This window comes from Ramlibacter sp. Leaf400, from assembly GCF_001424545.1.
Taxonomy (GTDB): Bacteria; Pseudomonadota; Gammaproteobacteria; order Burkholderiales; family Burkholderiaceae_C; genus Ramlibacter.
In genome coordinates, this window is the sequence record NZ_LMQL01000012.1 from 235,955 (window position 1) to 254,151 (window position 18,197).

The 18,197-nt window shown below is 68.3% G+C and carries 17 protein-coding genes; all 17 read left to right on the top strand.

Features of this window, described 5'->3' with window-relative positions:
* The first annotated feature begins 144 nt into the window (after nt 1-144).
* The 17 genes from ASG30_RS16905 (at nt 145) to hisB (ending at nt 18,167) form a co-directional block, all read left to right on the top strand.
* A complete protein-coding gene (locus ASG30_RS16905) occupies nt 145-849 on the top strand; it encodes a transposase (protein ID WP_055899358.1) in 705 nt (234 codons plus the stop codon).
* A 118-nt stretch (nt 850-967) separates the two neighbouring features.
* The gene (locus ASG30_RS16910; RefSeq protein WP_055899360.1) at nt 968-5,698 is read left to right on the top strand and encodes a glutamate synthase-related protein; all 4,731 of its coding nucleotides are present in this window, start codon (nt 968-970) and stop codon (nt 5,696-5,698) included.
* A 23-nt stretch (nt 5,699-5,721) separates the two neighbouring features.
* Nucleotides 5,722-7,188, top strand: a complete 1,467-nt coding sequence (locus tag ASG30_RS16915) for a glutamate synthase subunit beta (RefSeq protein ID WP_055899362.1) — start codon at nt 5,722-5,724, stop codon at nt 7,186-7,188.
* A gap of 122 nt (nt 7,189-7,310) precedes the next feature.
* Entirely contained in the window at nt 7,311-8,126 is an 816-nt protein-coding gene (locus ASG30_RS16920; RefSeq protein WP_055899364.1) for an ABC transporter ATP-binding protein, read from the top strand.
* A complete protein-coding gene (gene mlaE / locus ASG30_RS16925; protein ID WP_055899366.1) occupies nt 8,123-8,905 on the top strand; it encodes a lipid asymmetry maintenance ABC transporter permease subunit MlaE in 783 nt (260 codons plus the stop codon). Before ASG30_RS16920 ends, mlaE begins: the two co-directional genes overlap by 4 nt.
* A 12-nt stretch (nt 8,906-8,917) precedes the next feature.
* The gene (gene mlaD / locus ASG30_RS16930; RefSeq protein WP_055899368.1) at nt 8,918-9,424 is read left to right on the top strand and encodes an outer membrane lipid asymmetry maintenance protein MlaD; all 507 of its coding nucleotides are present in this window, start codon (nt 8,918-8,920) and stop codon (nt 9,422-9,424) included.
* Nucleotides 9,421-10,224 carry an MlaA family lipoprotein gene (locus ASG30_RS16935; RefSeq protein WP_055899370.1) on the top strand — a complete coding sequence of 268 codons (804 nt, stop codon included), beginning with the start codon at nt 9,421-9,423 and terminating at the stop codon, nt 10,222-10,224. Before mlaD ends, ASG30_RS16935 begins: the two co-directional genes overlap by 4 nt.
* Before the next feature lie 108 nt (nt 10,225-10,332).
* Nucleotides 10,333-10,977 (top strand): MlaC/ttg2D family ABC transporter substrate-binding protein, encoded by a 645-nt coding sequence (locus ASG30_RS16940; protein ID WP_055899372.1) that lies wholly within the window; start codon nt 10,333-10,335, stop codon nt 10,975-10,977.
* Entirely contained in the window at nt 10,977-11,252 is a 276-nt protein-coding gene (locus ASG30_RS16945) for an STAS domain-containing protein (RefSeq protein ID WP_055899374.1), read from the top strand. The genes ASG30_RS16940 and ASG30_RS16945 overlap by 1 nt, the downstream gene beginning before the upstream one ends.
* A gap of 73 nt (nt 11,253-11,325) precedes the next feature.
* Nucleotides 11,326-12,249 (top strand): ABC transporter ATP-binding protein, encoded by a 924-nt coding sequence (locus ASG30_RS16950; RefSeq protein ID WP_055899376.1) that lies wholly within the window; start codon nt 11,326-11,328, stop codon nt 12,247-12,249.
* Between the two features lie 5 nt (nt 12,250-12,254).
* Complete coding sequence (locus ASG30_RS16955; protein ID WP_055900166.1) at nt 12,255-13,010, top strand: ABC transporter permease; 756 nt, start codon at nt 12,255-12,257, stop codon at nt 13,008-13,010.
* A 1-nt stretch (nt 13,011) separates the two neighbouring features.
* Nucleotides 13,012-13,257 carry a BolA family protein gene (locus tag ASG30_RS16960; protein ID WP_055899378.1) on the top strand — a complete coding sequence of 82 codons (246 nt, stop codon included), beginning with the start codon at nt 13,012-13,014 and terminating at the stop codon, nt 13,255-13,257.
* Between the two features lie 6 nt (nt 13,258-13,263).
* Entirely contained in the window at nt 13,264-14,532 is a 1,269-nt protein-coding gene (murA, locus tag ASG30_RS16965) for a UDP-N-acetylglucosamine 1-carboxyvinyltransferase (RefSeq protein ID WP_055899380.1), read from the top strand.
* A complete protein-coding gene (gene hisG, locus ASG30_RS16970; RefSeq protein WP_055899382.1) occupies nt 14,529-15,179 on the top strand; it encodes an ATP phosphoribosyltransferase in 651 nt (216 codons plus the stop codon). Before murA ends, hisG begins: the two co-directional genes overlap by 4 nt.
* Nucleotides 15,179-16,498: a histidinol dehydrogenase gene (gene hisD, locus ASG30_RS16975; RefSeq protein ID WP_055899384.1), complete on the top strand. Its 1,320-nt coding sequence runs from the start codon at nt 15,179-15,181 to the stop codon at nt 16,496-16,498. Before hisG ends, hisD begins: the two co-directional genes overlap by 1 nt.
* Complete coding sequence (hisC, locus tag ASG30_RS16980) at nt 16,495-17,574, top strand: histidinol-phosphate transaminase (protein WP_055899386.1); 1,080 nt, start codon at nt 16,495-16,497, stop codon at nt 17,572-17,574. Before hisD ends, hisC begins: the two co-directional genes overlap by 4 nt.
* Nucleotides 17,571-18,167 (top strand): imidazoleglycerol-phosphate dehydratase HisB, encoded by a 597-nt coding sequence (gene hisB / locus ASG30_RS16985; RefSeq protein WP_055899388.1) that lies wholly within the window; start codon nt 17,571-17,573, stop codon nt 18,165-18,167. Before hisC ends, hisB begins: the two co-directional genes overlap by 4 nt.
* Nucleotides 18,168-18,197: the final 30 nt, after the last annotated feature.

Below are 18,197 nucleotides of genomic sequence, written 5' to 3' on the forward strand. Positions count from 1 at the left end.
GTGTCCTCCGGTTGGCGCCTCCGTTCGGGGACCGATGATCTTGGATGCTCGCTCTGCGGTTCGCTGTCGGTGCGCCTCCTGCATCGCCGTCAGCCAATGGCTTCCGGATAATCGGGGTCAGATTCCAATTTCGGCTTCGAACCCATGGCCCGCCTTCCCCGGCTCACGCTCCCCCACTACCCGCACCACGTGATCCAGCGCGGCAACAACCGCCAGCCGATCTTCGCAGGCGACGACGACCGCCGTTTCCTGCTCGCCCTGGCCGAGGGTTACGCGCGAGAGCTGAAGGTGGCGATCCACGGCTACGTGCTGATGAGCAACCATTTCCACCTGCTGGCGACGCCGGAGACGGAGAACGGCTTGCCCGACCTCATGCAGGCGATCGGGCGGCGTTACGTGCGCTACTTCAACACCCGCCAGCAGCGCAGCGGGACCTTGTGGGAGGGCCGCTACCGCTCGACGCTCATCCAGGCCGAACGCTACCTGCTGGCCTGCATGGTCTACATCGACCTGAACCCGGTTCGGGCTGGTGTCGTGGCCGAACCGGCCCAGTACCCGTGGTCGAGCCACCGTCATTACGCCGGGTTGACCAATGACCGGCTGGTGACCCCGCATCCGCTGTTCTGGTCCCTGGGCAACACGCCGTTCGCCCGCGAGCAGGCTTATGGCGAACTGATCGCCGCCGGGATCAGCCGCGAGACGAAGGAGGCGCTGGCCGGCTCGACCCACAAAGGCTGGGCGCTCGGCGACGCGGCCTACCTCGACGAACTGCAACGGCGCAGCGACCGCCGCGCGGTTCCGCTGCCGGCCGGGCGGCCGCACAAGAAAGATTCATCTGTCCCTAATTAGGTGCGACGCCTCTGCGGTGGTCTGATAATTGGAATCTGACCCCGTTTAATTTGCTTGGCAAGGTGTTCTGGCCTGCTTTATGCTCGCAAACCCTGATTCCCCTGACTGGAGTGGAGCCATGACGACGGCTGCCGAGATTTCTCATTTGCAAAAACATGGCCTGTATTCGGCGGCCAACGAGCACGATGCCTGCGGCGTCGGCTTCGTGGCCCACATCAAGGGGGACAAGAGCCATGCCATCGTCTCGCAGGGCCTGAAGATCCTGGAGAACCTCGACCATCGGGGCGCCGTCGGCGCCGACAAGCTGATGGGCGACGGCGCGGGCATCCTGATCCAGCTGCCCGATGCGCTGTACCGCGAGGAGATGGCCCGGCAAGGCGTGGAGCTGCCGCCGCCCGGCGAGTACGGCGTGGGCATGATCTTCCTGCCCAAGGAACACGCCTCCCGCCTGGCCTGCGAGCAGGAGATGGAGCGGGCCATCAAGGCCGAGGGCCAGGTGCTGCTGGGCTGGCGCGACGTGCCGGTCGACCGCGACATGCCCATGTCGCCGGCCGTGCGCAAGAAAGAGCCGATCCTGCGCCAGGTGTTCATCGGCCGCGGCGCCGACGTCATCGTGCAGGACGCCCTGGAGCGCAAGCTCTACGTCATCCGCAAGACCGCCAGCGCGGCCATCCAGAACCTGCGGCTGAAGCACTCGAAGGAGTACTACGTCCCGTCGATGTCCAGCCGCACCGTCGTCTACAAGGGCCTGCTGCTGGCCGACCAGGTCGGCACCTATTACCTGGACCTGAAGGACGCCCGCTGCGTCTCGGCCCTGGCCCTGGTGCACCAGCGCTTCTCCACCAACACTTTCCCCGAGTGGCCACTGGCCCACCCGTACCGCTATGTCGCGCACAACGGGGAGATCAACACGGTCAAGGGCAACTACAACTGGATGCGCGCCCGCGAAGGCGTGATGTCCTCGCCGGTGCTGGCCAACGACCTCAAGAAGCTCTATCCGATCAGCTTCCCCGGCCAGTCCGACACCGCCACCTTCGACAACTGCCTGGAACTGCTCACCATGGCCGGCTATCCGCTGGCCCAGGCGGTGATGATGATGATCCCGGAGCCCTGGGAGCAGCACACGCTGATGGACGAGCGCCGCAAGGCCTTCTACGAGTACCACGCGGCCATGCTCGAGCCCTGGGACGGCCCGGCCTCGATCGTGTTCACCGACGGCCGTCAGATCGGCGCCACGCTGGACCGCAACGGCCTGCGCCCCTCGCGCTACTGCGTTACCGACGACGACCTGGTGATCATGGCCTCCGAGTCCGGCGTGCTGCCGGTGCCGGAGAACAAGATCGTGCGCAAGTGGCGCCTGCAGCCCGGCAAGATGTTCCTGATCGACCTCGAGCAGGGCCGCATGATCGACGACGAGGAGCTCAAGGCCAGCCTGGCCAACAGCCGCCCGTACAAGCAGTGGATCGAGAACCTGCGCATCAAGCTGGACGACCTGTCCGAGGACACGGGTGAGGCTTCGCACAGCGCGGTCTCGCTGCTGGACCGCCAGCAGGCCTTCGGCTACACGCAGGAGGACCTCAAGTTCCTGATGTCCCCCATGGCCGCGGCCGGCGAGGAGGGCGTGGGCTCGATGGGCAACGACAGCCCGCTGGCCGTGCTGTCCAACAAGAACAAGCCGCTCTACAACTACTTCAAGCAGCTGTTCGCCCAGGTGACCAACCCGCCGATCGACCCGATCCGCGAGGCGATCGTGATGTCGCTGGTGTCCTTCATCGGCCCCAAGCCGAACCTGCTGGACATCAACCAGGTGAACCCGCCGATGCGGCTGGAAGTCAGCCAGCCGATCCTGGACTTCGCCGACATGGCCAAGCTGCGCGGCATCGAGAAGATCACGCAGGGCAAGTTCCGCAGCTACACGCTGGACATCACCTACCCGCTGCACTGGGGACGCGAGGGCGTCGAGGCCAAGCTGGCCTCGCTCAACGCCGAGGCGGTGGACGCTATCCGCAGCGGCAAGAACATCCTGATCATCAGCGACCGCGGCGTGGGCCCCGAGCAGCTGGCGATCCCCGCGGTGCTGGCGCTGTCCTCCATCCACCAGCATCTGGTGCGCGAGGGCCTGCGCACCACGGCCGGCCTGGTGGTGGAGACCGGCACGGCGCGCGAGGTGCATCACTTCGGCGTGCTGGCCGGCTACGGCGCCGAAGCCGTGCACCCCTACCTGGCGATGGAAACGCTGGTGTCCCTGCACCAGGACCTGCCGGGCGAGCTGTCGGCCGAGAAGGCCATCTACAACTACGTCAAGGCGATCGGCAAGGGCCTGTCCAAGATCATGTCCAAGATGGGCGTGTCGACCTACATGTCCTACTGCGGCGCCCAGCTGTTCGAGGCCATCGGCCTGAACAGCGACACGGTGGAGAAGTACTTCACCGGCACCGCCAGCCGCGTCGAGGGCATCGGCGTGTTCGAGATCGCGGAAGAGGCGATCCGCATGCACAAGGCCGCCTTCGGCGACGATCCGGTGCTGGCCAACATGCTGGACGCCGGCGGCGAATACGCCTGGCGCACCCGCGGCGAAGAGCACATGTGGACGCCCGACGCCATCGCCAAGCTGCAGCACGCTTCGCGCGCCAACAACTGGAGCACGTACAAGGAGTACGCCCAGCTGATCAACGACCAGAGCCGCCGCCACATGACGCTGCGCGGCCTGTTCGAGTTCAAGGTCGACCCGAGCAAGGCGATCCCGGTCGACGAGGTCGAGCCGGCCAAGGACATCGTCAAGCGCTTCGCCACCGGCGCCATGTCGCTGGGTTCCATCTCGACCGAGGCGCATGCCACGCTCGCCATCGCCATGAACCGCATGGGCGGCAAGAGCAACACCGGCGAGGGCGGCGAGGACCCGGCGCGCTACCGGCAGGAGCTCAAGGGCATCCCGATCCAGACCGGCCAGACGATGGCGCAGATCATCGGCCAAGACGTGGTCGAGGTCGACATCCCGCTGCAGGCGGGCGACTCGCTGCGTTCGCGCATCAAGCAGGTGGCCTCGGGCCGCTTCGGCGTCACGGCCGAGTACCTGTCCTCGTCCGACCAGATCCAGATCAAGATGGCGCAGGGCGCCAAGCCGGGCGAGGGCGGCCAGCTGCCCGGTGGCAAGGTGTCCAAGTACATCGGCAAGCTGCGCTACTCGGTGCCCGGTGTGGGCCTGATCTCCCCGCCGCCGCACCACGACATCTACTCGATCGAAGACCTGGCGCAGCTGATCCACGACCTGAAGAACGTGGCGCCACACGCCTCCATCAGCGTCAAGCTGGTGTCCGAGGTCGGCGTGGGCACCATCGCCGCGGGCGTGTCCAAGTGCAAGGCCGACCACGTGGTGATCGCCGGCCATGACGGCGGCACGGGCGCGTCGCCCTGGTCGTCGATCAAGCACGCCGGCTCGCCCTGGGAGATCGGCCTGGCCGAAACCCAGCAGACGCTGGTGCTCAACCGCCTGCGCGGCCGCATTCGCGTGCAGGCCGACGGCCAGATGAAGACCGGCCGCGACGTCGCCATCGGCGCGCTGCTGGGCGCCGACGAATTCGGCTTCGCCACCGCGCCGCTGGTGGTCGAGGGCTGCATCATGATGCGCAAGTGCCACCTCAACACCTGCCCGGTGGGCGTGGCCACGCAGGACCCGCTGCTGCGCAAGAAGTTCGCGGGCAAGCCCGAGCACGTCGTCAACTACTTCTTCTTCGTCGCCGAGGAAGTGCGCCAGATCATGGCGCAGCTGGGCATCCGCAAGTTCGACGACCTGATCGGCCGGGCGGACCTGCTGGACATGAAGAAGGGCATCGAGCACTGGAAGGCGCGCGGCCTGGACTTCAGCCGCCTGTTCGCGCAGCCCAACGTGCCGGCCGAAGTGCCGCGCTTCCAGGTCGAGGAGCAGGACCACCGCCTGGACAAGAGCCTGGACAGGATCCTGATCGAGCGCAGCCGGCCCGCCATCGAGCGCGGCGAGAAGGTCTCGTTCATCGAGATCGCACGCAACGTCAACCGCTCCGTGGGCGCCATGCTCTCGGGCGCGGTGACCAAGGCGCACCCGGAAGGCCTGCCCGACGACTCCATCCGCATCCAGCTGGAAGGCACGGGCGGCCAGTCGTTCGGCGCTTTCCTGGCCAGGGGCATCACGCTGTACCTGATCGGCGACGCCAACGACTACACGGGCAAGGGCCTGTCGGGCGGCCGTATCGTCGTGCGGCCCAGCATCGACTTCCGCGGCGAGGCGACGCGCAACATCATCATCGGCAACACCGCGCTGTACGGCGCCACCACCGGCGAGGCGTTCTTCGCCGGCGTGGCGGGCGAGCGCTTCGCGGTGCGCCTGTCGGGTGCCACCGCGGTGGTCGAAGGCACGGGTGACCACGGCTGCGAGTACATGACGGGCGGCACGGTGCTGGTGCTGGGCAAGACCGGGCGCAACTTCGCGGCCGGCATGTCCGGCGGCATCGCCTACGTCTACGATGAGGACGGCCAGTTCGCCAGCCGCTGCAACACGTCGATGGTGACGCTGGAGCGCGTGCTCACGGCGGCCGAACAGAAGTCGGTGGCGCCGCGCACCAAGCTGCACGGCGACCAGGCCGACGACGTGCAGGTCAAGAAGCTGCTGGAGGAGCACAACCGCTGGACCGGCAGCCGCCGCGCCCGCCAGATCCTGGACAACTGGAAGGAAGCGCGCGGCCGCTTCATCAAGGTGTTCCCCAACGAGTACAAGCGCGCGCTGGCCGAGATGCACGAGCGCGAGGTCATGGAGACCAGCACCGGAAACGACGCCAAGATGGCGGTGCGGCACGACGGCGTCGCCGCGGCCTGAAGCCACAGACGGAGCACAAGAGAATGGGAAAGATCACCGGCTTCATGGAATTCGAGCGCGTCGAGGAGGGCTACAAGCCCGTCCCCGAGCGCGTGAAGCACTACAAGGAATTCGTCATCGGCCTGTCGGACGAGCAGGCCAAGGTGCAGGGCGCGCGCTGCATGGACTGCGGCACGCCCTTCTGCAACTCGGGCTGCCCGGTCAACAACATCATCCCGGACTTCAACGACCTGGTGTACCACCAGGACTGGGAAGACGCCTTCACCGTCCTGGACTCGACCAACAACTTCCCCGAGTTCACCGGCCGCATCTGCCCGGCGCCTTGCGAGGCGGCCTGCACGCTCAACGTGAACGACGAGCCGGTGGGCATCAAGTCGATCGAGCACGCCATCATCGACCGCGCCTGGGACAAGGGCTGGGTCAAGCCGCGCGTGCCGCGCATCAAGACCGGCAAGAAGGTCGCGGTGGTCGGCTCCGGCCCCGCCGGCATGGCCGCCGCGCAGCAGCTGGCGCGTGCCGGCCATGACGTGACGCTGTTCGAGAAGAACGACCGCATCGGCGGCCTGCTGCGCTACGGCATCCCCGACTTCAAGATGGAGAAGCACCACATCGACCGCCGGGTCCAGCAGATGGAGGCCGAAGGGGTCGTCATGCGCACCGGCGTGATGGTGGGCGAGCTGCCCAAGGGATCCAGGGTCACCAACTGGGCGAAGGAGACGATCACGCCCAAGCAGCTCCAGGCCGATTTCGACGCGATCGTGCTCACCGGTGGCGCCGAGCAGTCGCGCGACCTGCCGGTGCCGGGCCGCGACCTGGACGGCATCCACTTCGCGATGGAGTTCCTGCCGCAGCAGAACAAGATCAACGCCGGCGACAAGGTGAAGGGCCAGATCCGCGCCGACGGCAAGCACGTCATCGTGATCGGTGGCGGCGACACCGGCTCCGACTGCGTGGGCACCAGCAACCGCCACGGCGCCGCCAGCGTCGTGCAGTTCGAGCTGATGCCCATGCCGCCGGAAGAGGAGAACAAGGAGCTGACCTGGCCGTACTGGCCGTACAAGATGCGCACCAGCTCCAGCCACGAGGAAGGGTGCGAGCGCGAGTTCGCCATCGCCACCAAGGAATTCATCGGCGAGAAGGGCAAGGTCACCGGCCTGAAGACCGTGCAGGTCGAGTTCAAGGACGGCAAGTTCGTCGAGGTCGCCGGCACGGAGAAGGAATACAAGGCCGACCTGGTGCTGCTGGCCATGGGCTTCGTCAGCCCGGTGCAGACGATCCTGGAAGGCTTCGGCGTGGACAAGGACGGCCGCGGCAACGCCAAGGCCAGCACCGAGTTCATCGGCGGCTACGCGACCAGCGTGCCCAAGGTGTTCGCCGCCGGCGACATCCGGCGCGGCCAGTCGCTGGTCGTCTGGGCGATCCGCGAGGGCCGGCAGGCGGCGCGCGCCGTGGATGAGTTCCTGATGGGGTTCAGCGACCTGCCGCGCTGACAGGAACGGTGATGCGCCGGCGCCACCTGCTCATCCGCAGCTAAGGCGCCGGCCGAGGGCAGGCCGTATCATCGGCCTTCCGCAGCAAGACAGCCGGGCTCGTCCCGGCTTTTTCGTACCGAATGCCCGATCCCGACCGTCCGCTCGTCGAGTGCGAAGACCTGAGCTTCGGCTATGGCGATCGCCGCATCCTCGACGGCGTGAGCTTCACCGTGCCGCGTGGCAAGGTGACGGCGCTGATGGGGGCTTCCGGTGGCGGCAAGACCACCGTGCTGCGCCTGATCGGGGGGCAGGTCCGCGCCCAGCGCGGCAGCCTGCGGTTCGATGGCCAGGAGGTCGGCGGCCTGGACCGGGCCGGCCTCTACGCCGTGCGCCGGCGCATGGGCATGCTGTTCCAGTTCGGCGCGCTCTTCACCGACCTGTCGGTGTTCGACAACGTCGCCTTTCCGCTGCGCGAACACACGCAGCTGCCCGAAACGCTGGTGCGTGACATCGTCCTGATGAAGCTCAATGCCGTCGGCCTGCGCGGCGCCCGCGACCTGATGCCCAGCGAAGTCTCCGGCGGCATGGCGCGCCGCGTGGCGCTGGCCCGCGCCATCGCGCTCGATCCCGACCTGGTGATGTACGACGAGCCCTTCGCGGGCCTGGACCCGATCTCGCTGGGCACGGCGGCGCAACTGATCCGCCGCCTGAACGATTCGCTGGGCATCACCAGCATCGTGGTCTCGCACGACCTGGAGGAAACCTTCCGCATCGCCGACCAGGTGATCGTGCTGGCCAACGGCAAGATCGCCGCCCAGGGCACGCCCGAGCAGGTGCGCGCTTCCACCGATCCGCTGGTGTCCCAGTTCGTCAATGCCCGGCCCGAGGGCCCGGTGCATTTCCACTACCCCGGCCCGACGGTGCCGCAGGACTTTGGCGGAGGGTTTGGCCGATGAAATGGTGGCATCCCGCCGAAGTCGGCCTCGCCACCCGCGGCGTGCTGGCCGACCTGGGCAAGGGCGCCCGGCTGTTCGTGCGCCTGCTGGCCCTCTCGGGCGAGGCGCTCAGGCGCTTCGGCCTGGTGCGCGACCAGGTCCATTTCCTGGGCAACTACTCGCTGGCCATCATCACGGTGTCCGGCCTGTTCGTCGGCTTCGTGCTCGGCCTGCAGGGCTACTACACGCTGCAGCGCTACGGCTCGTCCGAGGCGCTGGGCCTGCTGGTGGCGCTCTCGCTGGTGCGCGAGCTCGGCCCGGTGGTCACGGCGCTGCTGTTCGCCGGCCGCGCGGGCACTTCGCTCACCGCCGAGATCGGCCTGATGAAGGCGGGCGAGCAGCTCTCGGCCATGGAGATGATGGCGGTCGACCCGGTGCGCCGCATCCTGGCGCCGCGTTTCTGGGGCGGCGTGATCGCCCTGCCGCTCTTGGCGGCGGTGTTCAGCGCGGTCGGCATCCTCGGCGGCTACATCGTCGGCGTGCTGATGATCGGCGTGGACCCGGGCGCCTTCTGGAGCCAGATGCAGGGCGGGGTGGACTGGTGGCGCGACGTCGGCAACGGCGTGCTCAAGAGCCTGGTGTTCGGCGTCACGGTGACTTTCATCGCGCTGCTGCAGGGCTATGAAGCCCAACCGACGCCCGAAGGCGTCTCGCGCGCGACCACGCGCACCGTGGTGGCGGGTTCCCTGGCCGTGCTGGGGCTGGATTTCCTGCTCACCGCGATGATGTTCAGCATCTAGGATTCAAGCGATATGGAACGATCCAAGAACGACGTATGGGTGGGCCTGTTCGTGCTCCTCGGGGCCGCGGCGCTGCTGTTCCTGGCCCTGCAGTCGGCCAACCTGCTCAGCCTGAGCTTCCAGTCGACCTACAAGGTCACGGCCAAGTTCGACAACATCGGCGGCCTCAAGCCCCAGGCGGCGGTGCGCAGCGCCGGCGTGGTGGTCGGCCGGGTCGAATCGATCAGCTTCGACGACAAGAGCTTCCAGGCTCGCGTGACGCTGGCGCTGGAGACGCGCTACCAGTTCCCCAAGGACAGCTCGCTCAAGATCCTCACCAGTGGTCTGCTGGGCGAGCAGTACATCGGTGTCGAGGCCGGCGCCGACGACAAGTTGCTGGCGGCGGGCGATACCATCACCACCACGCAGTCGGCCGTGGTGCTGGAAAACCTGATCGGGCAGTTCCTGTACAACAAGGCGGCCGACAGCGGGACCCACAACGCACCCGCCCCGCCGGCGGGACCGGGCACGAAGAAATGAACAAGGGAACCCACGCCGCCCGCCTCGGGCGAGCGATGCTGGTCGCGGCGCTGCTGCCGCTGGCCGGTTGCGCCACCGGGCCGAACGCGAATCGCAACGACCCGCTGGAGCCGCTCAACCGCGAGGTGTCGAAATTCAACGAGGGCCTGGACCTCGTGATCCTGAAGCCGGGCGCCACCCTGTACCGGGAGAACGTGCCGCCGCTGGTGCGCACCGGCGTGTCCAACTTCTTCGGCAACATGGGCGACGCCTGGTCGGCCATCAACAGCGCGCTGCAGTTCAAGCTCGGACACGCGGGCGAGAACTGGATGCGGTTCACGTTCAACACCGTGTTCGGTTTCGCCGGTATCCTGGACATCGCCAGCGAGTTGAACATCGAGCGGCACCGCGAGGACTTCGGCCAGACCCTGGGCCACTGGGGCGTGCCGGCCGGCCCGTACGTCGTGCTGCCGTTCTTCGGCCCCTCGACGCTGCGCGACACCCTCGTCCTGCCGATCGACCGGCGCGGCGACCCGGTGCGCGACCTGAACCACGCCGGCGAGCGCAACACGCTGTACGTGCTGCGCGCAGTGGACGTGCGTTCCAACCTGCTGCGCGCGGGCGAGGTGCTGGATGGGGCGGCGCTGGACCGCTACAGCTTCATCCGGGATTCCTACCTGCAGCGCCGCCGGTCCGAGATCGGCTCGCGCAACGAGGGCGACGACAAGTCCGACGGCTCCGACGGTCAGGAGCCCGACGTGGGCACCGACGCCAACCAGGCTCCCGGCGGGGCGCCGACCGGCCCCGCGCCCAGCCGCTAGAGTTGCACCCTGTTGCAAGCCGCGGCCGGGTCCCGGAACCCGACCGCAGCCAGGGGGTTCCAAACAGCTTCGTGGGGTGAAATGCCCCGCTCACGAAAGGTTCCAAGCATGCAAAGACGCTTTTTCGGCCGCCTCGCGGCCGCCTTCCTGGTGGTGGGTGCCTTCGCCGGGGTTCCGCAGATCGCGCTGGCCGCCGACGAGGCGCCCGAGGTGATGATCAAGCGGCTGTCCGACGAGACGCTGGGCGCCATCAAGTCCGACAAGTCGGTCCAGTCGGGCGACATCAACCGCATCATCTCGCTGGTCGACAGCAAGATCATGCCCAACGTGAACTTCCAGCGCATGACCGCTGCGGCTGTCGGCCCGGCCTGGCGCCAGGCCACGCCGGAGCAGCAGAAGCGCCTGCAGGAGGAGTTCAAGACACTGCTGGTGCGCACGTATTCCGGCGCGCTGTCCCAGGTCGACGACCAGGTCATCTCGGTCAAGCCGATGCGCGCTTCGCCCGAGGACAAGGAAGTGGTCGTGCGCACCGAGATCCGCGGCCGCGGCGATCCGATCCAGCTGGATTACCGCCTGGAGAAGACGCCGGGCCAGGGCGCGGGCTGGAAGATCTACAACCTGAACGTGCTGGGCGTGTGGCTGGTGGAAACCTACCGCAGCCAGTTCGCTCAGGAGATCAACACCAAGGGCGTGGACGGCCTGATCGCCTCGCTGACGGAGCGGAACCGGAGCAACGCCGGCCGCAAGAGCTGATGCTGGTGCTGCCCGCGCGCCTGACGCACGACGACGCCCCGGCGTGCGCGCGCATGCTGGCGCAGGCGCTGCGCTCCGACGGGCAGCAGCCGGCGGTGGCCGATGCCGGGGCGCTGCAGGACTTCGACTCCTCGGCCCTGGCCGTGCTGCTGGATTGCCGGCGCGAGGCGCTCTCCCTGGGCAAGCCCTTCGGCGTGGCCAACATGCCGCCGCGGCTGCGCGAGCTGGCCAACGTCTACGGCGTGGGCGAACTGCTCGAGCACGTGCCCACCTAGCGGGCGCGGCGCAGGGCTTTGTCCGGCCCCCGGGGGCGCCCCCTCGGGGCACCGCCTAAAATCGTGGGCTCCCATGCCCGCGATCTCCTTCCAGTCCGTCTCCAAGACCTTCCCGTCGCCGCGTGGCAAGCTCACTGCGCTCGATGGCGTGTCCTTCGACATCGAGGAGGGCGAGTTCTTCGGACTGCTCGGCCCCAATGGCGCCGGCAAGACCACCCTGATCAGCATCCTGGCCGGCCTGTCGCGGGCCACCTCGGGCCGCGTGGCCGTGCGCGGGCACGACGTGCAGGCCGATTACGCCCAGGCGCGCCGGCAGCTCGGCGTGGTGCCGCAGGAGCTGGTGTTCGACCCCTTCTTCACCGTGCGCGAGGCGCTGCGCATCCAGTCCGGCTACTTCGGCGTGAAGAACAACGAGGCCTGGATCGGCGAGCTGCTGGAAAGCCTGGGCCTGGCCGACAAGGCCACTTCCAACATGCGCCAGCTGTCCGGCGGCATGAAGCGCCGCGTGCTGGTGGCCCAGGCGCTGGTGCACAAGCCGCCGGTGATCGTGCTGGACGAGCCCACCGCGGGCGTGGACGTGGAGCTGCGCCAGACGCTGTGGCAGTTCATCGCCCGTCTCAATCGCGAGGGCCACACCGTGCTGCTCACCACCCACTACCTGGAAGAGGCCGAGGCGCTGTGCAACCGCATCGCCATGCTCAAGACCGGGCGGGTGGTGGCGCTGGAGCGCACCAGCGACCTGCTCAAGGCGGCGTCGGCCAACGTGCTGCGCTTCAAGATGGACAGCCAGCTGCCGGCGGAATTCGCCCACAAGGCTCGCGTGACGGGCCGCATCGTGCAGCTGCCGGCCCACGACGCCCACGAGATCGAGGAGTACCTCGCGGCCATCCGCCGTGCCGGCCTGCGCGTCGAGGACGTCGAGATCCGCAAGGCCGACCTGGAGGACGTGTTCCTCGACGTGATGTCGGCCCAGTACCAGCAGAAGGTGCCCGCATGACCGGCATGGGCGGCTGGCAGACGCTGCTGTACAAGGAGATCCTGCGGTTCTGGAAGGTGAGCTTCCAGACCGTGGCCGCGCCGGTGCTCACGGCCATGCTGTACCTGCTGATCTTCGGCCACGTGCTGCAGGGCCAGGTCAAGGTGTACGACAGCATCAGCTATACCGCCTTCCTGGTGCCCGGCCTGGTGATGATGAGCGTGCTGCAGAACGCCTTCGCCAACAGCTCCTCGTCCCTGATCCAGAGCAAGATCATGGGCAACCTGGTGTTCGTGCTGCTCACGCCGCTGTCGCACTGGAGTTGGTTCATCGCCTATGTCGGATCGTCCATCGCGCGCGGCCTCGCGGTCGGCCTGGGCGTGTTCCTGGTGACCGCCTGGTTCGCCCAGCCCAGCTTCGCGGCGCCGCTGTGGATCCTGGTGTTCGCATTCCTGGGCGCCGGCATGCTGGGCGCGCTGGGCCTGATCGCGGGGCTGTGGGCCGAGAAGTTCGACCAGATGGCGGCCTTCCAGAACTTCGTCATCATGCCGATGACGTTCCTGTCCGGCGTGTTCTATTCCATCCATTCGCTGCCGGCTTTCTGGCAGGGCGTGAGCCACCTCAATCCCTTCTTCTACATGATCGACGGCTTCCGCTACGGCTTCTTCGGCGTGAGCGACGTCTCGCCGTGGCTGAGCCTGGGCATCGTCGGCAGCGCCATGCTGGTGGTGAGCGCGATCGCCGTGCACCTCCTTCGCATCGGCTACAAGATCAGGGGCTGACATGACCGCCGAAGAACTGCATTCCATCATCGCCACCGGCCTTTCGTGCGAACACCTCGAGGTGGACGGCGACGGCCGCCACTGGTCGGCCGTCATCGTCTCGCCCGAGTTCGAAGGCAAGCGCCCGATCCAGCGGCACCAGCGGGTGTACGCCACCCTGGGTGCGAGAATGCACACGGACGAGGTGCACGCCCTGTCGATGAAGACGTACACGCCCGCCGAATGGGCGTCCACCCCACACCCCTGAGCCGCGATGGACAAGCTACTGATCCGCGGGGGCCGGCCGCTCCACGGCGAGGTCCGCATCTCCGGCGCCAAGAACGCGGCGCTGCCGCAGCTGTGCGCCGCGCTGCTGACCGCGGAGCCGGTGACGCTGCAGAACGTGCCGCGCCTGCAGGACGTGGCCACCATGCTCAAGCTGATCCGCAACATGGGCGTGAGCGCCGAGAGTGCGGAGGACGGCAGCGTCCGCATCGACTCCAGCCAGCTGAGCTCGCCGGAAGCGCCGTATGAACTGGTGAAGACCATGCGCGCTTCGGTGCTGGCACTGGGTCCGTTGCTGGCGCGCTTCGGCGAGGCCACGGTGTCGCTGCCGGGCGGCTGCGCCATCGGCTCGCGGCCGGTGGACCAGCACATCAAGGGCCTGCAGCAGATGGGCGCCGAGATCGTGGTGGAGCACGGCTACATGATCGCCAAGCTGCCCAAGGGCCAGGAGCGGCTGCGCGGCGCGAGCATCACCACCGACATGGTCACCGTGACCGGCACCGAGAACTTCATGATGGCCGCCACGCTGGCCGAAGGCGAGACGGTGCTGGAGAACGCCGCCCAGGAGCCGGAGATCGGCGACCTGGCCGAGATGCTGATCCGCATGGGCGCGAAGATCGAGGGCCACGGCACAAGCCGCATCCGCATCGAGGGGGTGCAGCGTCTTTCCGGCTGCACCCACCGCGTGGTGGCCGACCGCATCGAGGCCGGCACCTTCCTGTGCGCCGTGGCCGCCACGGGTGGCGAAGCGGTGCTGCGCCACGGCCGCGCCGACCACCTGGAAGCGGTGATCGAGAAGCTGCGCCAGGCCGGCGCCGAGGTGTCGGCGGTGGACGACGGCATCCGCATCCGCTCCGACGGACAGCTGAAGGCGCAGAGCTTCCGCACCACCGAGTACCCCGGATTTCCCACCGACATGCAGGCCCAGTTCATGGCGCTGAACGCGGTGGCCGAAGGCGCCTCGCACGTCACCGAAACCATCTTCGAGAACCGCTTCATGCACGTGAACGAGCTGGTGCGCCTGGGCGCCAGGATCCAGGTCGACGGCAAGATCGCCGTGGTCGAGGGCGTGCCCAAGCTGTCGGGCGCCACCGTGATGGCCACCGACCTGCGGGCCTCGGCCAGCCTGGTGATCGCCGGCCTGGTGGCCGAGAACGAGACGCTGGTCGATCGCATCTACCACCTGGACCGCGGCTACGACCAGATGGAAGGCAAGCTGCGCGGCCTGGGCGCCGAGATCGAGCGGGTGAGCGCATGACCGTGACCCTCGCCCTCTCCAAGGGCCGCATCTTCGACGAGACGCTCCCGCTGCTGGAGGCCGCGGGCATTCGGGTGCTGGAAGACCCGGAGAAGTCGCGCAAGCTGATCCTGCCCACCAATCGGCCGCAGCTGCGCGTGGTGCTGGTGCGCGCCACCGACGTGCCCACCTACGTGCAGTACGGCGGCGCCGACCTGGGCGTGACCGGCCTGGACACGCTGATCGAGCACGGCAGCCAGGGCCTGTACCAGCCGCTGGACCTGGGCATCGCCCGCTGCCGCGTGAGCGTGGCCGTGCGGTCCGATTTCGATTACGCCAGCGCCGTGCGCCAGGGCTCGCGCCTGCGCGTGGCCACCAAGTACGTGTCGATCGCGCGAGAGTTCTTTGCCGCCAAGGGCGTGCACGTGGACCTGATCAAGCTGTACGGCAGCATGGAGCTGGCGCCCCTGACCGGGCTGGCCGATGCCATCGTCGACCTCGTGTCCACCGGTGGCACGCTCAAGGCCAACCAGCTGGTGGAGGTCGAGCGCATCATGGACATCAGTGCGCGCCTGGTGGTCAACCAGGCGGCGCTCAAGCTCAAGCAGGCTCCGATCCGGGAGCTGATCGACGTTTTCTCGCGCGCCACCGCGGCGCCGGCCGCCTGATGACCCTGCAAGCCCGTCCCCTGCGACTGTCCACCGCCGACGCTGGCTTCGAGGCCGCGTTCCAGGCCCGGCTGCACTGGTCGGCGGACACGGATGCGCAGGTCGAGCAGGCCGTCACGGACATCCTGGCGGCGGTGCGCGCCCGTGGCGATGAAGCGGTGCTGGAGTACACGCGCCGGTTCGACCGGCTCGATGCCGCGTCGATGGAGTCGCTGCAGCTGGCGCCCGCGCAGCTGAAGGCCGCCTTCGAACAGTTGCCCGCCGCGCAGCGCCTGGCGCTGGAGACCGCGGCCGAACGCGTGCGCAGCTACCACGAGGCCCAGATGCAGGCCAGCGGCCAGAGCTGGAGCTACCGCGATGCCGAGGGCACGCTGCTCGGGCAGAAGGTGACGCCGCTGGACCGCGTGGGCATCTACGTCCCCGGCGGCAAGGCGGCGTACCCCTCGTCGGTGCTGATGAACGCCATCCCCGCGCAGGTCGCGGGCGTGGCCGAGATCGTCATGGTGGTGCCCACGCCGGGCGGCGAGAAGAACCCGCTGGTGCTGGCAGCCGCGCACGTCGCCGGCGTGCACCGCGTTTTCACCATTGGCGGCGCGCAGGCCGTGGGCGCGCTGGCCTACGGCACCGACGCCGTGCCGCGGGTGGACAAGATCACCGGCCCCGGCAACGCCTACGTGGCCAGCGCCAAGCGCCGCGTGTTCGGCCTGGTGGGCATCGACATGATCGCCGGCCCCAGCGAGATCCTGGTCCTGGCCGACGGCAGCACGCCGGCCGACTGGGTGGCGATGGACCTGTTCTCGCAGGCCGAGCACGACGAACTCGCGCAGAGCATCCTGCTGTGTCCCGATGGCGCCTTCCTCGAGCGGGTGCAGCAGGAGATCGATCGCCTGCTGCCGCAGATGCCGCGCGCCGAGATCATCACCCGGTCGCTCAACGGCCGCGGCGCGCTGATCCTCACCCGCGACATGGCGGAGGCCTGCGCCATCAGCAACCGCATCGCCCCCGAACACCTGGAGATCGCCAGCCAGGAGCCGCACCGCTGGGAGCCGCTGCTGCGCCACGCGGGCGCCATCTTCCTGGGCGGCTACACCAGCGAAAGCCTGGGCGACTACTGCGCCGGCCCCAACCACGTGCTGCCCACCAGCAGCACGGCGCGCTTTTCCAGCCCCCTGGGCGTGTACGACTTCCAGAAGCGCAGCAGCCTGATCGAGGTGAGCGAAGCGGGCGCGCAGACGCTGGGCCGCATCGCGTCCACGCTCGCCCACGGCGAAGGGCTGCAGGCGCATGCCCGCGCGGCCGAGATGAGGCTCAAGCCATGAACGCCGGACTGCTTCCGCGCCTCGCGCGCCTGATCCGCCAGGACGTGCAGGGCATGCATGCCTACGCCGTCCAGCCTTCGGCGGGGCTGGTCAAGCTCGATGCCATGGAGAACCCGCATCGGTTGCCGGCGGCGCTGCAGCGCGAACTGGGCGAGCGGCTCGGGGCCGTGGCGCTGAACCGCTATCCCGGCCAGCGCGTGGAAACCCTGCGCCAGGCGCTGGCCCGCCACGCCCAGGTGCCGGAAGGCTTCGACCTGATGCTGGGCAACGGCTCCGACGAGCTGATCTCCATGCTGGCCATGGCCTGCGACGTACCGGGCGCTTCGATCCTGGCGCCGGTGCCCGGCTTCGTGATGTACGGCATGAGCGCGCAGCTGCAGGGACTGAAGTTCGTCCCGGTGGACCTCACGCCCGATTTCGAGCTGGACGAGGCCGCCATGCTGGCGGCCATCGAGCAGCACCAGCCCTCTATCGTCTACCTGGCCTACCCGAACAACCCCACGGCCAACCTGTGGGACGACGCGGTGATCGAGCGGATCGTCCAGGCCGCGCCCGGCCTGGTGGTGATGGACGAGGCCTACCAGCCGTTCGCCAGCCGCAGCTACGCCGACCGCATCACCCGCCACCCGCACGTGCTGCTGATGCGCACCCTGAGCAAGTTCGGGCTGGCCGGCGTGCGCATCGGCTACCTCATCGGGCCCTCGGGGCTGGTCGCGCAGATCGACAAGGTCCGCCCGCCGTACAACGTGAGCGTCCTGAACTGCGAAGCGGCGCTGTTCGCGCTGGAACACGCCGACGTGTTCGACGAACAGGCCGCGCAGCTGCGCCGCGAGCGCGGCCTGCTGCTGGAAAGACTGGCCGCGCTGCCGCAGGTGAAGGCCTGGCGCAGCGACGCCAACATGGTCCTGGTGCGCGTGCCGGATGCCGACCGCGCCTTCCAGGGCATGAAGGCCGGCGGCGTGCTGGTCAAGAACGTTTCTAGAATGCATCCACTGCTGGCCAACTGCCTGCGCCTGACCGTCGGCACCGCCGAAGAGAACGCGCAGATGCTGCAGGCCCTGCAGGCAAGCCTATGAGCCACCCCCGCACCGCCGAGATCACCCGCAACACCGCCGAGACCCGCATCACCGTGCGCGTCAACCTCGACGGCACCGGCCAGGCCCGCCTGGCCACCGGCATCGGCTTTTTCGACCACATGCTCGACCAGATCGCCCGGCACGGCTTGATCGACCTGGAGATCGAGGCCCAGGGCGACCTGCACATCGACGGCCACCACACGGTGGAAGACGTGGGCATCACGCTGGGCCAGGCCGTGGCCAAGGCCATCGCCGACAAGAAGGGCATCCGCCGCTACGGCCATGCCTACGTGCCGCTGGACGAGGCGTTGTCGCGCGTGGTGATCGACTTCTCCGGCCGGCCGGGGCTCGTCATGAACGTGCCATTCAAGAGCGGCATGATCGGCACCTTCGACAGCCAGCTGGCGCACGAGTTCTTCCAGGGTTTCGCCAACCATGCGTTCGTCACCCTGCACATCGACAACCTGCGCGGCGAGAACGCCCACCACCAGTGCGAGACGGTCTTCAAGGCCTTCGCCCGCGCGCTGCGCGCCGCGGTGGAGCACGACCCGCGCGCGGCCGGCACGATCCCGTCCACCAAGGGTTCCCTCTGATGCACTGAGTCCCGGCGCGAGGCCGGGCGG

What these genes read in the sequence shown, in the direction of transcription:
- ASG30_RS16905 (WP_055899358.1), top strand. Translation starts at nt 145, where the DNA reads ATGGCCCGCCTTCCCCGGCTCACGCTCCCCCACTACCCGCACCACGTG.
- ASG30_RS16910 (WP_055899360.1), top strand. Translation starts at nt 968, where the DNA reads ATGACGACGGCTGCCGAGATTTCTCATTTGCAAAAACATGGCCTGTAT.
- ASG30_RS16915 (WP_055899362.1), top strand. Translation starts at nt 5,722, where the DNA reads ATGGGAAAGATCACCGGCTTCATGGAATTCGAGCGCGTCGAGGAGGGC.
- ASG30_RS16920 (WP_055899364.1), top strand. Translation starts at nt 7,311, where the DNA reads ATGCCCGATCCCGACCGTCCGCTCGTCGAGTGCGAAGACCTGAGCTTC.
- mlaE (WP_055899366.1), top strand. Translation starts at nt 8,123, where the DNA reads ATGAAATGGTGGCATCCCGCCGAAGTCGGCCTCGCCACCCGCGGCGTG.
- mlaD (WP_055899368.1), top strand. Translation starts at nt 8,918, where the DNA reads ATGGAACGATCCAAGAACGACGTATGGGTGGGCCTGTTCGTGCTCCTC.
- ASG30_RS16935 (WP_055899370.1), top strand. Translation starts at nt 9,421, where the DNA reads ATGAACAAGGGAACCCACGCCGCCCGCCTCGGGCGAGCGATGCTGGTC.
- ASG30_RS16940 (WP_055899372.1), top strand. Translation starts at nt 10,333, where the DNA reads ATGCAAAGACGCTTTTTCGGCCGCCTCGCGGCCGCCTTCCTGGTGGTG.
- ASG30_RS16945 (WP_055899374.1), top strand. Translation starts at nt 10,977, where the DNA reads ATGCTGGTGCTGCCCGCGCGCCTGACGCACGACGACGCCCCGGCGTGC.
- ASG30_RS16950 (WP_055899376.1), top strand. Translation starts at nt 11,326, where the DNA reads ATGCCCGCGATCTCCTTCCAGTCCGTCTCCAAGACCTTCCCGTCGCCG.
- ASG30_RS16955 (WP_055900166.1), top strand. Translation starts at nt 12,255, where the DNA reads ATGGGCGGCTGGCAGACGCTGCTGTACAAGGAGATCCTGCGGTTCTGG.
- ASG30_RS16960 (WP_055899378.1), top strand. Translation starts at nt 13,012, where the DNA reads ATGACCGCCGAAGAACTGCATTCCATCATCGCCACCGGCCTTTCGTGC.
- murA (WP_055899380.1), top strand. Translation starts at nt 13,264, where the DNA reads ATGGACAAGCTACTGATCCGCGGGGGCCGGCCGCTCCACGGCGAGGTC.
- hisG (WP_055899382.1), top strand. Translation starts at nt 14,529, where the DNA reads ATGACCGTGACCCTCGCCCTCTCCAAGGGCCGCATCTTCGACGAGACG.
- hisD (WP_055899384.1), top strand. Translation starts at nt 15,179, where the DNA reads ATGACCCTGCAAGCCCGTCCCCTGCGACTGTCCACCGCCGACGCTGGC.
- hisC (WP_055899386.1), top strand. Translation starts at nt 16,495, where the DNA reads ATGAACGCCGGACTGCTTCCGCGCCTCGCGCGCCTGATCCGCCAGGAC.
- hisB (WP_055899388.1), top strand. Translation starts at nt 17,571, where the DNA reads ATGAGCCACCCCCGCACCGCCGAGATCACCCGCAACACCGCCGAGACC.